This window comes from Streptococcus oralis, from assembly GCF_001588645.1.
GTDB lineage: Bacteria > Bacillota > Bacilli > Lactobacillales > Streptococcaceae > Streptococcus > Streptococcus oralis_AB.
Genome location: NZ_LAYF01000007.1, coordinates 113631 through 131103, shown reverse-complemented (window position 1 = coordinate 131103; position 17473 = coordinate 113631). Strand labels below are relative to the sequence as shown.

General features: G+C 42.5%; 12 protein-coding genes and 1 CRISPR repeat array. Of the genes, 4 read left to right on the top strand and 8 right to left on the bottom strand.

Features of this window, described 5'->3' with window-relative positions; genetic code table 11:
- A CRISPR array of direct repeats spans positions 1 to 1421; the repeat unit is 36 nt; unit sequence GTTTTAGAGCTGTGTTGTTTCGAATGGTTCCAAAAC.
- A gap of 41 nt (positions 1422 to 1462) precedes the next feature.
- The 6 genes from A0739_RS06920 to pbp1b form a co-directional block, all read right to left on the bottom strand.
- Positions 1463 to 2143, bottom strand: coding sequence for a rhomboid family intramembrane serine protease (locus A0739_RS06920; protein WP_061587495.1), 681 nt, complete (start codon positions 2141 to 2143; stop codon positions 1463 to 1465).
- The gene (locus A0739_RS06915; RefSeq protein WP_061587494.1) at positions 2127 to 2666 is read right to left on the bottom strand and encodes a 5-formyltetrahydrofolate cyclo-ligase; all 540 of its coding nucleotides are present in this window, start codon (positions 2664 to 2666) and stop codon (positions 2127 to 2129) included. The genes A0739_RS06920 and A0739_RS06915 overlap by 17 nt, the downstream gene beginning before the upstream one ends.
- Positions 2667 to 2677: 11 nt before the next feature.
- Complete coding sequence (locus A0739_RS06910) at positions 2678 to 3808, bottom strand: N-acetyldiaminopimelate deacetylase (RefSeq protein ID WP_061587493.1); 1131 nt, start codon at positions 3806 to 3808, stop codon at positions 2678 to 2680.
- 61 nt (positions 3809 to 3869) lie between these two features.
- Positions 3870 to 4568: a 2,3,4,5-tetrahydropyridine-2,6-dicarboxylate N-acetyltransferase gene (dapD, locus tag A0739_RS06905; RefSeq protein WP_061587492.1), complete on the bottom strand. Its 699-nt coding sequence runs from the start codon at positions 4566 to 4568 to the stop codon at positions 3870 to 3872.
- A gap of 84 nt (positions 4569 to 4652) precedes the next feature.
- Positions 4653 to 5564, bottom strand: a complete 912-nt coding sequence (locus A0739_RS06900) for a DMT family transporter (RefSeq protein WP_061587501.1) — start codon at positions 5562 to 5564, stop codon at positions 4653 to 4655.
- 77 nt (positions 5565 to 5641) lie between these two features.
- The gene (pbp1b, locus tag A0739_RS06895; protein ID WP_061587491.1) at positions 5642 to 8149 is read right to left on the bottom strand and encodes a penicillin-binding protein PBP1B; all 2508 of its coding nucleotides are present in this window, start codon (positions 8147 to 8149) and stop codon (positions 5642 to 5644) included.
- 140 nt (positions 8150 to 8289) lie between these two features.
- Between pbp1b and tyrS the strand changes: the two genes are divergently transcribed.
- Positions 8290 to 9546, top strand: a complete 1257-nt coding sequence (tyrS, locus tag A0739_RS06890) for a tyrosine--tRNA ligase (RefSeq protein ID WP_061587490.1) — start codon at positions 8290 to 8292, stop codon at positions 9544 to 9546.
- 54 nt (positions 9547 to 9600) lie between these two features.
- The gene (locus A0739_RS06885; RefSeq protein WP_061587489.1) at positions 9601 to 10449 is read left to right on the top strand and encodes a putative RNA methyltransferase; all 849 of its coding nucleotides are present in this window, start codon (positions 9601 to 9603) and stop codon (positions 10447 to 10449) included.
- 62 nt (positions 10450 to 10511) lie between these two features.
- Here the strand turns inward: A0739_RS06885 and glgP are convergent, their stop codons facing one another.
- Both glgP and malQ read right to left on the bottom strand, forming a co-directional pair.
- Positions 10512 to 12770, bottom strand: coding sequence for a glycogen/starch/alpha-glucan family phosphorylase (gene glgP / locus A0739_RS06880; RefSeq protein WP_061587488.1), 2259 nt, complete (start codon positions 12768 to 12770; stop codon positions 10512 to 10514).
- Positions 12771 to 12795: 25 nt separating this feature from the next.
- Positions 12796 to 14313 (bottom strand): 4-alpha-glucanotransferase, encoded by a 1518-nt coding sequence (gene malQ, locus A0739_RS06875; protein WP_061587487.1) that lies wholly within the window; start codon positions 14311 to 14313, stop codon positions 12796 to 12798.
- Positions 14314 to 14787: 474 nt separating this feature from the next.
- On the opposite strand from malQ, the gene A0739_RS06870 reads away from it, so the two are divergent.
- Positions 14788 to 16056, top strand: coding sequence for an extracellular solute-binding protein (locus A0739_RS06870; RefSeq protein ID WP_000095456.1), 1269 nt, complete (start codon positions 14788 to 14790; stop codon positions 16054 to 16056).
- A 124-nt stretch (positions 16057 to 16180) separates the two neighbouring features.
- On the top strand, positions 16181 to 17473 hold the full coding sequence (locus A0739_RS06865; RefSeq protein WP_000414940.1) for a sugar ABC transporter permease: 1293 nt from the start codon (positions 16181 to 16183) through the stop codon (positions 17471 to 17473).

The window sequence follows — 17473 nt, the reverse complement described above, 5'->3', positions numbered from 1 at the left end:
GTTTTAGAGCTGTGTTGTTTCGAATGGTTCCAAAACCCGGAACATAACTCCGCAGAAGAAATCCTTGTTTTAGAGCTGTGTTGTTTCGAATGGTTCCAAAACTTCAGTTTTCCTGTATAGCCGCAAGTGAAGGTTTTAGAGCTGTGTTGTTTCGAATGGTTCCAAAACTTTGCAGCAGGGAAAACAATCCCGGACAAAGTTTTAGAGCTGTGTTGTTTCGAATGGTTCCAAAACAATCAGGAAAATAAAAAAATGAAACTTAGAGTTTTAGAGCTGAGTTGTTTCGAATGGTTCCAAAACACGTACGCAAGAACATTCTTCCGGACATTGGTTTTAGAGCTGTGTTGTTTCGAATGGTTCCAAAACTCCCAGAAATCAGCGCACCGCTGACAATGTGTTTTAGAGCTGTGTTGTTTCGAATGGTTCCAAAACTAAAAACTAAGCGATTTTGACGAAAGGAGGGTTTTAGAGCTGTGTTGTTTCGAATGGTTCCAAAACGTATTTTGATTTCTTTAGAAAATTCTACTTGTTTTAGAGCTGTGTTGTTTCGAATGGTTCCAAAACTAACTCCAAACTTTCGTCCAGTCTTCTTTAGTTTTAGAGCTGTGTTGTTTCGAATGGTTCCAAAACAACTCTCTATTAAGCTCATATTGACTTTGTGTTTTAGAGCTGTGTTGTTTCGAATGGTTCCAAAACGATTGAATGTACATGAAATAGGGAGCGTTTGTTTTAGAGCTGTGTTGTTTCGAATGGTTCCAAAACACCCACTCACAATAACCTTATATTTCCTTTGTTTTAGAGCTGTGTTGTTTCGAATGGTTCCAAAACTCACATTATCAAAGAGAGCTGTCCAGTTGGTTTTAGAGCTGTGTTGTTTCGAATGGTTCCAAAACTCAACCGTCAGAGCTCCAGCTTTAAGCATAGTTTTAGAGCTGTGTTGTTTCGAATGGTTCCAAAACTCCGCTTGCTCTCTGCGTTCTGCTTGCTTGGTTTTAGAGCTGTGTTGTTTCGAATGGTTCCAAAACCGCATCGATAGGGAAGTGGCTGGATTGAATGTTTTAGAGCTGTGTTGTTTCGAATGGTTCCAAAACTGGGATTGTGAAACGTTTAGACAAGTTGATGTTTTAGAGCTGTGTTGTTTCGAATGGTTCCAAAACTCCTATTTAACTGGATTGTCAGCTCAATATGTTTTAGAGCTGTGTTGTTTCGAATGGTTCCAAAACGATTGAATGTACATGAAATAGGGAGCGTTTGTTTTAGAGCTGTGTTGTTTCGAATGGTTCCAAAACACCCACTCACAATAACCTTATATTTCCTTTGTTTTAGAGCTGTGTTGTTTCGAATGGTTCCAAAACTCCGACAGTAGTTGAAGCAATAACAATGCTGTTTTAGAGCTGTGTTGTTTCGAATGGTTCCAAAAAAAGCTACTCATTTTTTGAGTAGCTTTTTAACTATTCCATCCCTACACATAGCTCATTCCCTTATAGCATAGGAAAATAGCTAGTGCGATAAAAAGTACAGTTGCTCCGATTCGCTGGCTGGTACTATACATCCTTCTCTCCCATTTGACTGGAAAGATAACTGCCAGAAAAGCACCTCCTACTGCACCTCCGATATGGCCTGCTAGGCTAATTCCTGGAATCAGAATACTTCCAATGATATTTATCACCAAAAGTGTCAGATAGGATTGCCCCAACTGCTGGATATAGGGGTTGCGAGTCGCATAGCGCAAAACGATAATCGCAGCAAATAGTCCGTAAAGAGAAGTGGATGCTCCTGCTGCTACAACTTTCGGTGTGAAAGCAAAAACAAAGAGATTGCCCATCATTCCTGATAAGAGATAGAGAAGGAAGAACTGCTTGGAGCCGAAAATCTCCTCAACCTGTCGTCCAAGAAAGTAGAGCGAAATCATATTGACAATGAAATGCTCCCATCCGATATGCACAAATATAGCCGAAAAAAGGCGCCAAATCTGCTCTGGGAACAGGCGAATGATCGGTCCATACATGGCTCCAAACTGAAGCAAGGTATCTGCTCGTTCAAAATTTAAACCTGTAAGAACCAACATCAAGAGAAAGACCAATGCGGTTACTAGGAGGAAGAAACTAGTAACAGGATAACGTTTATCAAAGATTTCCTTCATAGATTAACACCTCCTGTACGGGAATATCATGGTTTTCCGAATTAAACTCCTGAACTTGACAAGGATAGATTGTACTCAGGCTCTGCCCAGCAAAATGTTCCAGATAGCGGTCGTAGTATCCTCCACCATATCCGATTCGATAGCCCTCTGTTGTAAAAGCCAAGCCCGGAACATGGATTAAATCAATCTGAGACGGTTCCACAACTTCCAAGTCTCCTTGCGGTTCCAGTAAACCAAAGGAAGTTTTTACCAACTGCTGCGGATTATAGACCACAAACTCCATGCGCCCCTTGGGATAGGTTTTGGGTATCAGAACCTTTTTGTCGTCCTTCAGCGCCTGCTCAATCAGTTCTTGCGTTTGAAATTCATGCGGAAAGGAGAGATAGGTTGCGATGACCTTAGCTTCTTGGTAAAAGGGATGTCGTAAGAAACGCTCGGTTAAAGCTCGATCCATAGCCTGTTTTTGCTCCTGAGATAGAGCCTTCATTTCTTGCAAAATTTTCTTGCGTAGTTCTACTTTCATAGACAATTCCTCTACTCTGCTGCCTTCTTTTTCAGGAAACTAGAGACCGCATCTACTCCAATGGCTAAGGCTTCTTCCTTAGGACTCATCTGAGGGTGATGAAGGGCATAAGGACTATCGATACCCAGCCAAAACATAACGCCATCTACCTTCGAAAGGAGATAACCAAAGTCCTCACCAGTCATAGCTGGCTCGATATCAATCAACTCAATTCCGTCTTTCTCTTCAAAAAAGTCCATCAGTTCACGCGCCAAGGCTGGATTGTTCTCAACAGGGAGGTAGCCTCCTTGCTTGAGTTCTACTTCGACTTCCATATCAAAGGCTGCTGCAACACCTTCTGCGACTGTCTTGACTCTTTTTTGTACCAAGAGGCTCATGTCCTGAGTCAAGGCGCGAATAGTTCCATGTAAAAATGCTGTGTCTGTAATGACATTATTGGTTGTTCCAGCTTGGAAAAGGCCAAAGGTCACCACCGCTCCCTCGATTGGATTAACATTGCGGCTAACCACTGACTGCACCTGAGTGATAAAGTAGCTAGCAGCCACCAAGGCATCATTGGCCTCATGTGGAAAAGCAGCGTGCCCCCCTTTTCCTTTGAAACGAATCTTCACTTCACAGGTCCCTGCAAAGAGAGTGTGTGTATTGGTCGCAATCTGTCCAACCTTCAGATCTGGACGGACATGGAGGCCATAAAATTGGTCTGGTAGCCAGTCCCCAAAAGCACCGTCCTCATACATGAGCATGCCACCGGCTTCATTTTCTTCAGCAGGTTGAAACAGAAAAAGCAGATTATTCTTGGGTTGCTCCTCAAGAGCACGCTCGAGACAGCCCAAGGCAATGGTCATATGAAAATCATGGCCACAGGCATGCATGCGACCTTGGTGTTGAGAAGCAAAAGGTAGACCTGTTTGTTCGATAATAGGCAGACCATCAATGTCTGTTCGCCAACCAATGGTTCGCTCCGGCTGACTTCCCTGCAGGTAGACCAAAATCCCTGTTCGCCAAGTACGAATTTGAACAAAATCCTTGCCCGTAGTCAATTTCTCAATCACATCCAGCAAATAAGCCTGAGTCTTGAATTCCTCCAAGCCAATCTCTGGAATCTGGTGTAAATCTCGTCTAGTCTGAATCAAATCTAACATCTATCGATCCTCCTTTTGATAGAAGAAAGAGGCTGGAAGAAGTATCCGCCTCTTTTTATTTTTACAAGGTACGAAGCGCATCCTCTAGCGCTGTTTTTTGTTGGGTTTGGGCATCAATTTCTTTGATGATACGAGCTGGAACACCTGCCACTACCACGTTTTCTGGAACATCTTGGGTAACAATAGCTCCTGCTGCAACAACTGAACCACTGCCGATTTGAACTCCTTCGATTACCACTGCATTGGCACCGATAAGAACATTGTCTCCGACACGGACTGGATCTGCGCTAGCTGGCTCAATCACACCTGCCAAAACTGCACCTGCACCAACGTGACTGTTTTTCCCAACGATAGCACGACCTCCAAGGATGGCACCCATGTCAATCATGGTTCCAGCACCGATTTCAGCACCGATATTGATAACAGCTCCCATCATGATAACAGCATTGGCACCAATTTCCACCTGGTCACGGATAATAGCACCTGGCTCAATACGAGCGTTGATATCACGTTTATCTAGTAAAGGAACTGCAGAATTACGAGCATCTTGCTCAACAATATAGTCTTGATTTTCTACTAAACCTTCAAGAAGCGGAGCAACATCCTTCCAGTCTCCGAATAAAACATTTCCTAGTTTGACAACAGAGCTTGGTACAGCAGTTGCAAGTTCTCCCTCAAAAGTTACTTTGACACTGGTTTTCTTTTCAGCATTGGCGATAAATTGGATAATTTCTTGGGCGTTCATTTTTGTAGCAGTCATAGGTGCCTCCTGGTTCGTTATAATGATACCTATTCTACCAAAAAAGGCTTCAAATTTGAAGCCTCAACTATCAAATAATCATCTTTACCTGGCTTGTTTTGCTTCTTCAACAGATAAGAAAATCATCGGAACGATAATCAACACCATAGCTAAAGCCAAAAAACCATCCATGACCAATCCCAGAAAAAGAACACTTAATAAAGCTGAAGAGAGCGGTTCGCTAGCACTCACCACTGATACAACCAGCGGGGAAACGAGTGACACAGCCTTCATAGATAGAAAGAAGGCAAAAGCAGTACCAAACACGGCAATCGTCAGACAAATCAGCACACTTACCAAATCCACTTGAAAACTTATCCGATAAATAGGGTAAAGGAAATTACTAAAGAGCCCTGCCAGAATCATCCCCCAACCAACAGTCGGAACAAATCCGTAGCGCCGTGCAAAACGCTGGGGTAGGATAACATTAAACATAACCCCTACTGCACTAAGCAAACCTGTCACTAGAGCCAAAGGTGTCATGGACAACTGGGACAAATCCCCTTTTGTAGCCATCAAAAAAACACCTAGCATGGCAATCAAAACATAGAAAACAGCTGTAATTGAAGCCTTCTTCTGGTAAATAATTCGATTGTAAAACAGGATAAAAACTGGGCTGATAAATTGCAAAATGGTCGCCGTCGTCGCATTGGAATACTCAACGCAGAGATAAAAGAAAAACTGCACAGAAAAAATACCTAGAATAGCATAGGCTAAAAAAGGTAGATAATTTTTCTTATCACGCCAGATGTCCAACAAGCGGCTACGCAACTGAAAGGCAGATAGACCTAAAACCAAACTCCCCGCCACTAGTAAACGCATAGAAGTAATCCATCCAGAAGACACTGGATAATGAGTGAAAAAATACTCTCCTAAAATCCCACAAATCCCCCAGATTAGGCCTGAGAGTAGCGAGTATACTGTTCCCTTAACAATCTTTTTCTGATAATGATTCATATTATTATTGTAACACGAAACCAACAAAGAAAAAAGTAGCAACAAGGAGAAATTACTAACCTTGCCACTACTCTTTCTTAACGATTAAATAAACGTGAACGTCCTGAAGAACCACTTTGAGTATTGCCACTCGAACTTGAACTTCCAGAGCTACTGCTTGAACTTGAGCTTGGAGGAGTCACTGCTGGAATGCTTCCTAGAATATTCTTCCATGCGTTCAGATAATCTGCATCGCTTCCTCCAATAGCAAAGCGATAGGTGGTCACAGGGGCACCTTCTTTAGTCGCCCAGTAGCTCGTTACTGTTGATCCAGAAACTTCTATTTCTTTCCCATTGATGGAAACCTTGCCCGGTTTTTGCCCTGTAGATCGGAGAACTTGTGACTTGGTCACACTTGGATCCAGATTAAAGCGCTCATTCCCCCATATTCCAGGTTCAGCTTGTTGGATAGCATTGACCAAGTGGGCCATATAGTTGGCATTACGGTAGTGGCCTGCTCCTTTGGCTAGTGGTCGGTTGTCATCGTGACCTAACCAGCCACCCAAAGTCAAGCGAGGTGTAGAAAGCATGAGCCACATATTTTCATCTTCATTGGTCGTACCAGTTTTTCCGATCCAGTCAGCACGAGCTAGGGATGGATTGATAGTCGTCAAATCCGTCTGGAAACTTGAAGTAATCCGAGATGAAATAACATCGCGAAGCAAACTTTGCATGATGGTTGCTGTCGCTTTTGAATAAACTTGGACAGGCTCATCCTTGTGCTCGTATACCAGTCGGCCATCCGTTGACTCGATCTTAGCGATCATATGTTTCTTATGGTAAACTCCATTGTTAGCCAGAGTTTGATACCCGTTGGTATGCTGGGCAACTGTAACGTCAATCCCCCCACCCATCGGTAAACTTTCAATCCCATATTCTGGGATTTCATAACCCATTTTTTCCATATAGCCCTTGACATCAACACCCTTCTCTCGAAGCGTACGATACGTCCAGTAGGCTGGGATATTCCATGAGTAGTTAAGGGCTTCTCCCAATGTCATCATGCCCGTACCAGGACTATTGACATACATGATGGGATTCCCGTTTGAGAAGTTGGTAGGATAGTTTGACAAGATACTTGCACTTCCCATCAGACCTTGATCAATGGCAATACTGTAAGCCAATATCGGCTTAGTAGTCGAAGCAGGAGAACGCTTGGTATCAATAGCGTGATTGTTCTGATTTTCTTGATAATTACGGCCACCAACAAATCCAAGGATAGCTCCCGTTTGGTTGTCCATGAGGACATTCCCCACCTCAGGCTGGCCTGTCGAATCATCTAGCAGATAGCCGTAGGTCGCAACCGCATTTTGCATCGCAGCATGAACATTTTTATTGATAGTTGTCGTAATCTTATATCCACCATTTTCAATTTCCTTAGTGGCTAAATCACGATAGGATTTCTGAATGGACTCATTCTTTAATTCTTGCGCAGAAACATTATCTCGTTGGACGAGGTAGTCATACATACGATCAGTTGCTTCTGCCAAGGTTGCATAGTAGAGATAGTCACGCGAAGTACCACTAACACTACCTGATGGTAGGAAGTCTTTCTTAAAGTCATAATCTTTGTACTTATCGTAGTCTTCCTGACTTAGAGCCCCTGTTCGGTACATATTGTAGAGGACATCCTTGGCACGCTTAATTCCCAAAGCCATGTCCTCATCACTCTTCATGCTACCATCAGATTCATAAGGAGAATAACTGATTGGACTCTGTGGCAATCCTGCGATAAAGGCAGCTTGAGGGACCGTTAAATCCGAAGCATTGACACCAAAGATTCCTTCTGCAGCCTGCTGGGCACCTGCAATATTTTGGCCTTTATGATTGCGACCAAAAGGAGCTATGTTAAGGTAGGTTGTCAAAATCTCATCCTTACCCATGGCCCTTTCTAAAGCAAGAGCATCAATAATCTCTTTAGCCTTACGAGCTAGAGTTGGAGCATCCCCCACTACTTGTTGCTTGATGACCTGCTGGGTCAAGGTCGAACCACCACTAGACGAGCCTAGACCGACAAAGGTTCCCAAGGTCGCACGAATAACGGCCTTAGGCACAACTCCCTTGTGCTCATTGAAATGCTCGTCCTCTGTCGCAACAATGGCTTTCTTAAGGTTATCTGAGATAGCATCTGAAGCGACTGAAGTGCGCAACAAATCACCCTCGATCGAGGCAATGGTACTGCCGTCAGAATAAGTGATTTCTGAGATAGAGGCAATATCCTTCACTTGCTTGACCAACTCTTCTGCTTGAGGCACCTGAGCCTTGTCAAATAGAGCGACTCCATAACCCATAGCTACACCAGCGCCAAACAGTCCACCGATAAAACCTAAGATAAAGAGAGTGTTAAAGACTATTTTAAACCCACTCAAAACCTTAGCAAAATTAGATCCTGCCCTTCCAACTTTGTCAGAAGAGGTCCCCTTTTTACCGGTTTTCTTATTAGCCAGTTTTTCTGCTAGTCTTTTCTTCCATTTTGCAATTCGTTGCATTAGCTGCTGGAAAAAATGCAGCATTTTTGTTTTTAATTCATTAATTCTTTCTTTCATGAATGTCCTCGCTTTCTCTATTATACCATAAAAGGGAAACTTTCAATAAAATAGCCACTTTCTTCCCTATTCCACTAGGCTATTGTCCGAGTTTGTGATACAATAGGTAGAAACAATATTTTATAAAGGAGAAAAGACACATGCACATTTTTGATGAGCTAAAAGAGCGTGGTTTGATTTTTCAAACGACTGATGAAGAAGCTTTGCGTAAAGCCCTAGAAGAAGGTCAAGTTTCTTATTATACTGGCTACGATCCAACTGCTGATAGCCTTCACCTCGGCCACCTTGTCGCAATCTTGACCAGTCGTCGCTTGCAGTTAGCAGGTCATAAACCATATGCGCTCGTTGGCGGTGCTACAGGTCTCATCGGAGATCCGTCCTTCAAAGATGCTGAGCGTAGTCTCCAAACAAAAGACACAGTAGAGGGCTGGGTCAAGTCTATCCAAGGGCAACTTTCTCGTTTTCTTGACTTTGAAAATGGTGAAAATAAGGCTGTCATGGTCAACAACTACGACTGGTTTGGCAGCATCAGCTTCATTGACTTCCTCCGTGATGTCGGAAAATACTTCACTGTCAACTACATGATGAGCAAGGAGTCTGTGAAAAAACGGATCGAGACAGGGATTTCTTACACTGAGTTTGCCTACCAAATCATGCAAGGGTACGACTTCTATGTCCTTAACCAAGAGCACAATGTAACCCTTCAAATCGGTGGTTCTGACCAGTGGGGAAATATGACTGCTGGTACCGAATTGCTTCGTCGTAAGGCTGACAAGACTGGTCACGTCATCACTGTCCCACTCATTACAGACGCAACTGGTAAGAAATTTGGTAAATCTGAAGGAAACGCAGTCTGGCTCAACCCTGAAAAGACTTCTCCATACGAAATGTACCAATTCTGGATGAATGTCATGGATGCCGATGCTGTTCGTTTCTTGAAGATCTTTACTTTCTTGACACTTGATGAGATCGAAGACATCCGCAAACAGTTCGAAGCAGCCCCACACGAACGCTTGGCTCAAAAAGTCCTTGCGCGTGAAGTCGTAGCTCTTGTTCACGGAGAAGAAGCCTACAAAGAAGCCCTTAACATCACTGAGCAACTCTTTGCTGGAAACATCAAAAACCTTTCTGTCAAAGAACTCAAACAAGGACTTCGTGGAGTGCCAAACTACCAAGTACAAGCAGACGAAAACCACAATATCGTGGAACTCCTCGTGTCATCTGGTGTGGTTAACTCAAAACGCCAAGCCCGTGAAGATGTTCAAAATGGAGCCATCTACGTCAACGGCGACCGTATCCAAGACCTTGACTATGTCTTGAGTGATGCAGATAAGTTAGAAAACAAACTAACTGTTATCCGCCGCGGGAAGAAAAAATACTTCGTTCTTACATACTAAAAAAGCAGACTGGAGGCATTTGCCATCCAGTCTTTTTTTTGCTAGACTAAAACTATGAATACAAACCTCAAACCCAAACTTCAACGTTTTGCTACTGCGACTGCCTTTTCCTGCCCTATCTGCCAAGAAGATCTGACCTTGGTCGAAACTAGTCTCAAGTGTAGCAACCGCCATTCTTTTGACTTGGCAAAATTTGGCTATGTCAATCTGGCTCCTCAAATCAAACAATCCACCAACTACGACAAGGAAAATTTCCAAAACCGCCAGCAAATCCTTGAAGCTGGTTTTTATCAGACTATCTTAGAAACCATCTCAGACTTACTTGCAAACTCAGAAAGTGCCAAAACAATTTTAGATATCGGTTGTGGCGAAGGATTCTACTCTCGTAAACTCCAAGAAAGTCACCCTGACAAGACCTTCTATGCCTTTGATATTTCAAAAGACTCAGTCCAAATCGCTGCTAAGAGTGAACCCAACTGGGCAGTCAACTGGTTTGTTGGTGACCTGGCCCGTCTTCCTATAAAAGACGCCAGTATGGATATCCTGCTTGACATCTTTTCGCCTGCCAATTATGGAGAATTTCGCCGTGTTTTATCCAAAGATGGCATCTTGATCAAGGTCATCCCGACTGAAAATCACCTCAAAGAAATCCGTCAAATGGCGCAGGACCAGCTGACAAAGAAGGATTATTCCAACCAAGATATCAAAGAACATTTCCAGGGACATTTCAGCATCCAATCTCGCCAAATAACCTCCCTGACCAAATCCATCACAGCAGAGCAACGCCAAGCCCTGCTTGCCATGACGCCCTTACTCTTTCACGTTGACCAAAGTAAGATTGACTGGACTCAGTTGACTGAGATTACCATTGAAGCAGAGATTCTAGTTGGGAAAGCAAAGTAAATAAATCTTTCAGATAAGACAAAACCCGCACCTTCAAGGTACGGGTTTAAATTATGTAATTCTTAGTTCAAGTGCCAGATATCTTCGTTGTACTGAGCGATTGTACGGTCAGATGAGAAGAATCCTGCTTTGGCAATGTTGACAATGACTTTATCCAACCATGCGTCACGGTTTTCGTAGTCAGCAAGCATTTGCTCTTTGACCTTGATGTAGTCTTCCAAGTCTAGGAGAGTCATGAACCAGTCTTTGTTGATTAATTCGTTGTAAAGACGTTCCAAGCGTTCTTTCTTACCTACTGCAAGAACAGCGTCGCTGACGATGAAGTCAACCAATGGTTTGATGGCTTCACGAGCGTAGAATTCGCTTGATTTGTAAGCTGCTTTTGCGTAAAGGTCGATAACAGTTTCAGAATCTTCACCAAAGATGTAGATGTTTTCGTCTCCAACCAATTCAGCGATTTCCACGTTAGCTCCGTCCATAGTACCAAGAGTCAAAGCTCCGTTCAACATGAATTTCATGTTACCAGTACCTGAAGCTTCTTTAGAAGCAAGTGAGATTTGTTCTGAGATGTCACATGCTGGGATAAGGAAGCTTGCTGCAGTAACGTTGTAGTTTTCAACCATTACGACTTGCAAGTGTGGAGCTACTGCTGGGTCGTTAGCAATCACTTCTGACAAGCAAAGGATCAAGTGAATGATGTCTTGGGCAATTGTGTAGGCAGGAGCTGCTTTACCACCAAAGAAGACTGTGATTGGACGAGCAGGGATGTTACCAGCCTTGATATCAAGGTATTTGTGGATGACATACAAAGCGTTCATTTGTTGGCGTTTGTACTCGTGAAGACGTTTGATTTGGATATCAAAGATAGAGTTTGTATTGATTTCCACACCTTGATGTTCTTTCAAGTGACGAGCCAATTTACGTTTGTTGTGAGCTTTGATGCTTTCCAATTTTTCTTTGACAGCAGCCTTGTCTTCGTATGACAAGAGTTTTTCAAGCTCATCAGCTTCATGGTGCCAACCCTCTCCAATAATCTCATCCAAGTAGTGAGACAAACTTGGGTTCGCATGCATGAGCCAACGACGGAATGTAATACCGTTTGTTTTGTTGTTGAATTTTTCTGGGTAGATGTCGTAGAAAGCTTTCAACTCTGAGTTCTTCAAGATCTCAGTGTGGAGTGCTGCTACCCCGTTAACACTATATCCGTAGTGGATATCCATGTGAGCCATGTGAACGCGGTCGTTTTCATCAATGATTTGAACAGCTGGATCTTTGTATTCTGCTTTCACACGACGGTCCAATTCTTCGATGATTGGTACCAAGTGAGGAACCACTTCTTCCAAGAATTCAAGAGGCCATTTTTCAAGGGCTTCAGCAAGGATTGTGTGGTTAGTGTAGGCAGTCATGCTACGTACGATTGAGATTGCTTCATCAAGCTCGATACCACGCGCAGTCAAGAGACGGATCAATTCAGGAATCACCATTGATGGGTGAGTATCGTTGATTTGTACAACAGCGTAGTCCGCAAGGTCATGCAAGTTGCTTCCTTTTTCGATCGCTTCGTCAATGATCAATTGCGCACCGTTTGATACCATGAAGTATTGTTGGAAGATACGGAGCAATTCACCTTGTTTGTCACTATCGTCTGGGTAAAGGAAGAGAGTCAAGTTGCGAGCGATATCTGTCTTGTCAAAGTTGATACCATCTTCGATGATAGAAGAATCAACTGAATCCAAGTCAAACAAACGCAAGCGGTTCTTAGTAGCTGTCTTGTAACCAGGTACATCGATATCGTAAAGAGTCGATGTTAATGTGAAGTGTGCAAATGGCACTTGGTAGCTACGGCTTGAGCGAACCAACCAGTTTTGCTCTGTCAACCAAGCGTTAGGAATTGTTTCTTGTTGGTTGTTTTTAAGAACTTGTTGGAAAAGACCGAAGTGGTAGTTCAAACCAACACCGTCACCATTCAAACCAAGTGTAGCGATTGAGTCGATAAAGCAGGCTGCCAAACGTCCCAAACCACCGTTACCAAGTGATGGTTCCAATTCTACTTCTTCGATTTCGATCAACTCTTTACCTGCAGCTGCAAGTTCTTTTTTCACATCGTCGTAAAGACCGAGGTTAATCAAGTTGTTTGACAAGAGTTTACCGATCAAGAACTCAGCTGAGATGTAGTAAACTTTTTTCTTACCAGTGTTGACTGGTTTTTGGCTGCTAGCAAGCTTGCTGTAGTTAAGAAGAGCAAGGTAAAGCTCTTCATTGCTACATTCTGCAATGGTTTTATTGTAACGGTTTTGTACAAATTCTTGTAGTGATAACATGTTTAAGGTGTCTCCTGATATTGTATTATTTCTTTAATTCTACCAAATTTTCATTGATTCGGCGATAAATTGTAGTCAAGTCAAGCAAAGTTTCTTCAACAGCTGGTGTCAATTGATCTTCAGTCATACGCCAAGACCAGTTTCCACCAAGGGTAGATGGGAAGTTCATACGAGCTGTTTCATCCAATTCTAACAAATCTTGCATAGTTGCAATTGCCATGAAGCTAACTGATGAAAAGACTGTACGAAGCATAGCGTGTGGCACTGTTTCGTATTCTTTACGGTTAGTGTAGCGAGCCATGTACTCACGTGTCGCATCATCGATCTCGTTACGGTACCAACCAAGGACCGTATTGTTATCGTGTGTTCCTGTGTACATAACAGAGTTGGCAGGTGCCAAGTGTGGGCTATCGATACTTTCGTCTTCTGGGTTGAAGGCGAATTGAAGAATCTTCATTCCTGGGAAGCCAGTGCGTTCACGCAACTCGATGACTTCATCTGTCATGAAACCAAGGTCTTCTGCGATGATGTTTAGCTCACCAAGCTCTTCCTTAACGGCTGCGAAGAGTTTGTAGCCTGGACCTTTCACCCACTTACCAGGTGCTGCTGTATCAGAACCAGCAGGAATTTCCCAGTAAGATTCGAAACCGCGGAAGTGGTCGATACGAACGATATCGTAGATTTTGAAGCTTTCGCGCAAGCGTTCAATCCACCATTTGTACCCGTCTTTGTCCATTGCTTCCCAGTCATAGATTGGGTTGCCCCAAAGTTGACCAGTTGCAGAAAACTCATCTGGTGGGCATCCTGCAATGCAAGTTGCTTTGCCATTGGCATCTGTCTTGAAGAGGTGTGGATTTGCCCACATGTCGCTTGAATCTTCCGCTACGTAGATAGGCATGTCCCCAACGATTTCGATGTGGTTATCGTTAGCGTAAGCTTTCAATTTCAACCATTGTTGGAAGAAGAAATATTGAGTCACACGGTGGTAAACCAACTTGTCTGCCAATTTCTCACGGTAGCTTTCAAGCGCTGAAGCTTTACGGGCACGAGCATCTGCATCTGGCCATTCTGTCCAAGCAAGATTGTCAAAATGCTCTTTAATCGCCATATATTCTGCGAAGAGTTCAAGCCATGATTGGTTATCTTGAGCAAACTTCTCAAAATCTTTGACATCACCCACTTCCAAGAAGCGTTTAACTGCTTTTTCTAAAAGCGGACGACGTGCATAATAAATCTTCGCATAGTCAACTTCAGATGCATCGCTACCAAAGTCAACACCTTTAAGATCACTGGCTTCGAGCAAGCCTTGCTCTACCAAGATATCAAGGTCGATAAAATGCGTATTTCCAGCAAAGGCCGAGAATGATTGGTATGGAGAATCTCCATAGCTTGTTGTCCCAAGAGGGAGAATTTGCCAGTAACGTTGCTTCGTACGAACCAAGAAATCGACGAAATCATAGGCAGTCTGGCCAAATGATCCAATCCCGTATGTTCCTGGCAAAGAAGAGATGTGCATTAACACACCACTTTGACGTTTTTTCATAATAGCACCTCATGTGTTTGTTATAAAACGTTGCGCAATCAAGGCGCAAACGTTTGCGTTAAATTAAGTATAGCGTATTTCAAACACAAATGCAAGCGTTTTTAAAAAATTTTTTTGAATTATTTTAATCAAACAAAACTTATTCCCACTGATATTTTATGAAATGAGCCAAAAAAATTTTAAAGATTTTCTGATTTAAGATAATTCATTCCCAATATCTGCTCTATTTTCTGAAAAAATGAGCCGAATTTACGCAATCGTTTCCCTAATATATTTTCCATTCAAGAAAAACAAACATTTTAAGTTTTTTCCTATATAAAGGCTTTAATAAATGTTTGAAACCTTAAAATTTTTTTAAAAAACTTTTTAAAAAAGCTTGCAACCGTTTTCTATTTGTGCTATACTAGGCTCATAAAAGAAAACGTTTGCGTTTTCTAAATAAATTATACTGTTATTCTTTAGGAGGAATACACTATGTCATCTAAATTCATGAAGAGCGCTGCTGTGCTCGGAACTGCTACTCTCGCTAGCTTGCTCTTGGTAGCTTGCGGAAGCAAATCTGCTGACAAAGCAGCTGATACTAGCTCTTCAGAAGCACAAGAAATCACTTTCTACGTTGAAGACCAATATAAAGCCTTCGCTGAATCAGCTGCAAAAGCTTACGAAAAAGAATCTGGCGTAAAAGTTACGATCAAAACAGGAGACCAAATGGGTGGTCTTGATAACCTTTCACTTGACAACCAATCTGGTAAAGCCCCTGATGTTATGATGGCTCCATACGACCGTGTAGGTAGCCTTGGTACTGACGGACAACTTTCAGAAGTAACTCTTAGTGATGGTGCGAAAACAGACGATACTACTAAATCTCTTGTAACTGTTGGTGGTAAAGTCTATGGTGCTCCAGCCGTTATCGAGTCTCTCGTAATGTACTACAACAAAGACTTGCTAAAAGAAGCTCCAAAAACTTTCGCTGACTTAGAAAACCTTGCTAAAGATAGCAAATACGCCTTCGCTGGTGAAGATGGCAAAACTACTGCCTTCCTAGCTGACTGGACAAACTTCTACTACGCATACGGACTCCTTGCTGGTAACGGTGGTTATGTATTCGGTCAAAATGGTAAAGATCCTAAAGATATCGGTCTTGCAAACGACGGAGCAATCAAAGGTATCGAATACGCTAAATCTTGGTACGAAAAATGGCCTAAAGGTATGCAAGATACTGAAGGTGCTGGTAACTTGATCCAAACTCAATTCCAAGAAGGTAAAACAGCTGCTATCATCGATGGTCCTTGGAAAGCTCAATCCTTTAAAGATGCTAAAGTAAACTACGGTGTTGCGACTATCCCAACTCTTCCAAACGGTAAAGATTACGCAGCATTCGGTGGTGGTAAAGCTTGGATCATCCCATCAAGCACTAAGAACCTTGAAGGCGCTCAAAAATTTGTAGACTTCCTAGTTTCAACTGAACAACAAAAAGCATTCTACGATGCAACCAACGAAATCCCAGCTAACACTGAGGCTCGTACTTATGCTGAAGGCAAAAACGATGAGTTGACTACAGCTGTTATCAAACAGTTCAAGAACGCTCAACCAATGCCAAACATCTCACAAATGTCAACAGTTTGGGATCCAGCAAAAACTATGCTCTTTGATGCTGTAAGTGGTAAGAAAGATGCGAAAACAGCTGCTAACGATGCTGTAACATTGATCAAGGAAACAATCCAACAAAAATTTGGTAACTAATTGAATTGTTCAAGGGGGGTGGAAGCAAAATCCCCCTTTGAATTTATAGATATGCTTCTTATCAGATGTACGTATCTTACGATTGAATCCGAGTTTAAACTCGCATCCTATGAAAGGAGTAATCATGGAAAAACAACAGCCTCGCAAAGCAGCCTTGCTGTCAATCATTCCTGGTTTAGGACAAATCTATAACAAACAAAAAGCTAAAGGATTTATTTTCCTTGGCATTACTGTTCTATTTGTTCTGTATTTTCTAACACTTGCAACCCCTGAATTGAGCAATTTGGTCACCCTTGGTGACAAGCCTGGCCGTGATAATTCACTCTTCATGCTGATTCGTGGTGCCTTCCATTCTATCTTTGTTGTCGTTTACTTGCTTTTTTACATCTTTAATATTAAGGATGCACATACGACTGCTAAACGTATCAACAACGGTATTCCCGTAGCTCGTACCTTCAAGGACATGATTAAAGGCATTTATGAAAATGGATTCCCATACCTTTTAATCATCCCATCGTATGTAGCAATGACATTTGCAATTATCTTCCCTGTTATCGTAACCTTGATGATTGCCTTTACCAACTACGACTTCCAACACTTGCCACCAAACAAATTGTTGGACTGGGTTGGTTTAACGAACTTCACTAACATCTGGAGTTTGAGTACCTTCCGTTCAGCCTTTGGTTCCGTTCTTTCTTGGACCATTATCTGGGCTCTATCTGCTTCTACTTTGCAGATTGTCATTGGTATCTTTACTGCAATCATTGCCAACCAACCATTTATCAAAGGAAAACGTATCTTCGGTGTTATTTTCCTTCTTCCTTGGGCAGTTCCAGCCTTCATCACTATCTTGACATTCTCAAATATGTTTAATGATAGTGTTGGTGCCATCAACACCCAAGTCTTGCCTCTTTTGTCTAAGGTTCTTCCTTTCCTAGATGGAGCTCTTATCCCTTGGAAAACCGATCCGACTTGGACCAAGATTGCCTTGATTATGATGCAAGGTTGGCTAGGATTCCCATACATCTACGTTTTGACCTTGGGTATCTTGCAGTCTATTCCTAACGACCTCTACGAAGCGGCTTACATCGATGGTGCCAATGCTTGGCAAAAATTCCGCAACATCACTTTCCCAATGATCTTGGCTGTTGCAGCTCCAACATTGATTAGCCAATACACCTTCAACTTTAACAACTTCTCTATCATGTACCTCTTCAATGGTGGAGGACCTGGTAGTGTTGGTGGTGGAGCCGGTTCAACTGATATCTTGATTTCATGGATTTACCGTTTGACAACTGGTACAGCCCCACAATACTCTATGGCGGCAGCTGTTACCTTGATTATCTCCATCATTGTCATCTCTATCTCTATGATTGCATTCAAGAAACTACACGCATTTGATATGGAGGACGTCTAA

Coding starts and splice junctions, on each gene's coding strand:
- A0739_RS06920 (WP_061587495.1), bottom strand. CDS start 2,143: ATGAAGGAAATCTTTGATAAACGTTATCCTGTTACTAGTTTCTTCCTC.
- A0739_RS06915 (WP_061587494.1), bottom strand. CDS start 2,666: ATGAAAGTAGAACTACGCAAGAAAATTTTGCAAGAAATGAAGGCTCTA.
- A0739_RS06910 (WP_061587493.1), bottom strand. CDS start 3,808: ATGTTAGATTTGATTCAGACTAGACGAGATTTACACCAGATTCCAGAG.
- dapD (WP_061587492.1), bottom strand. CDS start 4,568: ATGACTGCTACAAAAATGAACGCCCAAGAAATTATCCAATTTATCGCC.
- A0739_RS06900 (WP_061587501.1), bottom strand. CDS start 5,564: ATGAATCATTATCAGAAAAAGATTGTTAAGGGAACAGTATACTCGCTA.
- pbp1b (WP_061587491.1), bottom strand. CDS start 8,149: ATGAAAGAAAGAATTAATGAATTAAAAACAAAAATGCTGCATTTTTTC.
- tyrS (WP_061587490.1), top strand. CDS start 8,290: ATGCACATTTTTGATGAGCTAAAAGAGCGTGGTTTGATTTTTCAAACG.
- A0739_RS06885 (WP_061587489.1), top strand. CDS start 9,601: ATGAATACAAACCTCAAACCCAAACTTCAACGTTTTGCTACTGCGACT.
- glgP (WP_061587488.1), bottom strand. CDS start 12,770: ATGTTATCACTACAAGAATTTGTACAAAACCGTTACAATAAAACCATT.
- malQ (WP_061587487.1), bottom strand. CDS start 14,313: ATGAAAAAACGTCAAAGTGGTGTGTTAATGCACATCTCTTCTTTGCCA.
- A0739_RS06870 (WP_000095456.1), top strand. CDS start 14,788: ATGTCATCTAAATTCATGAAGAGCGCTGCTGTGCTCGGAACTGCTACT.
- A0739_RS06865 (WP_000414940.1), top strand. CDS start 16,181: ATGGAAAAACAACAGCCTCGCAAAGCAGCCTTGCTGTCAATCATTCCT.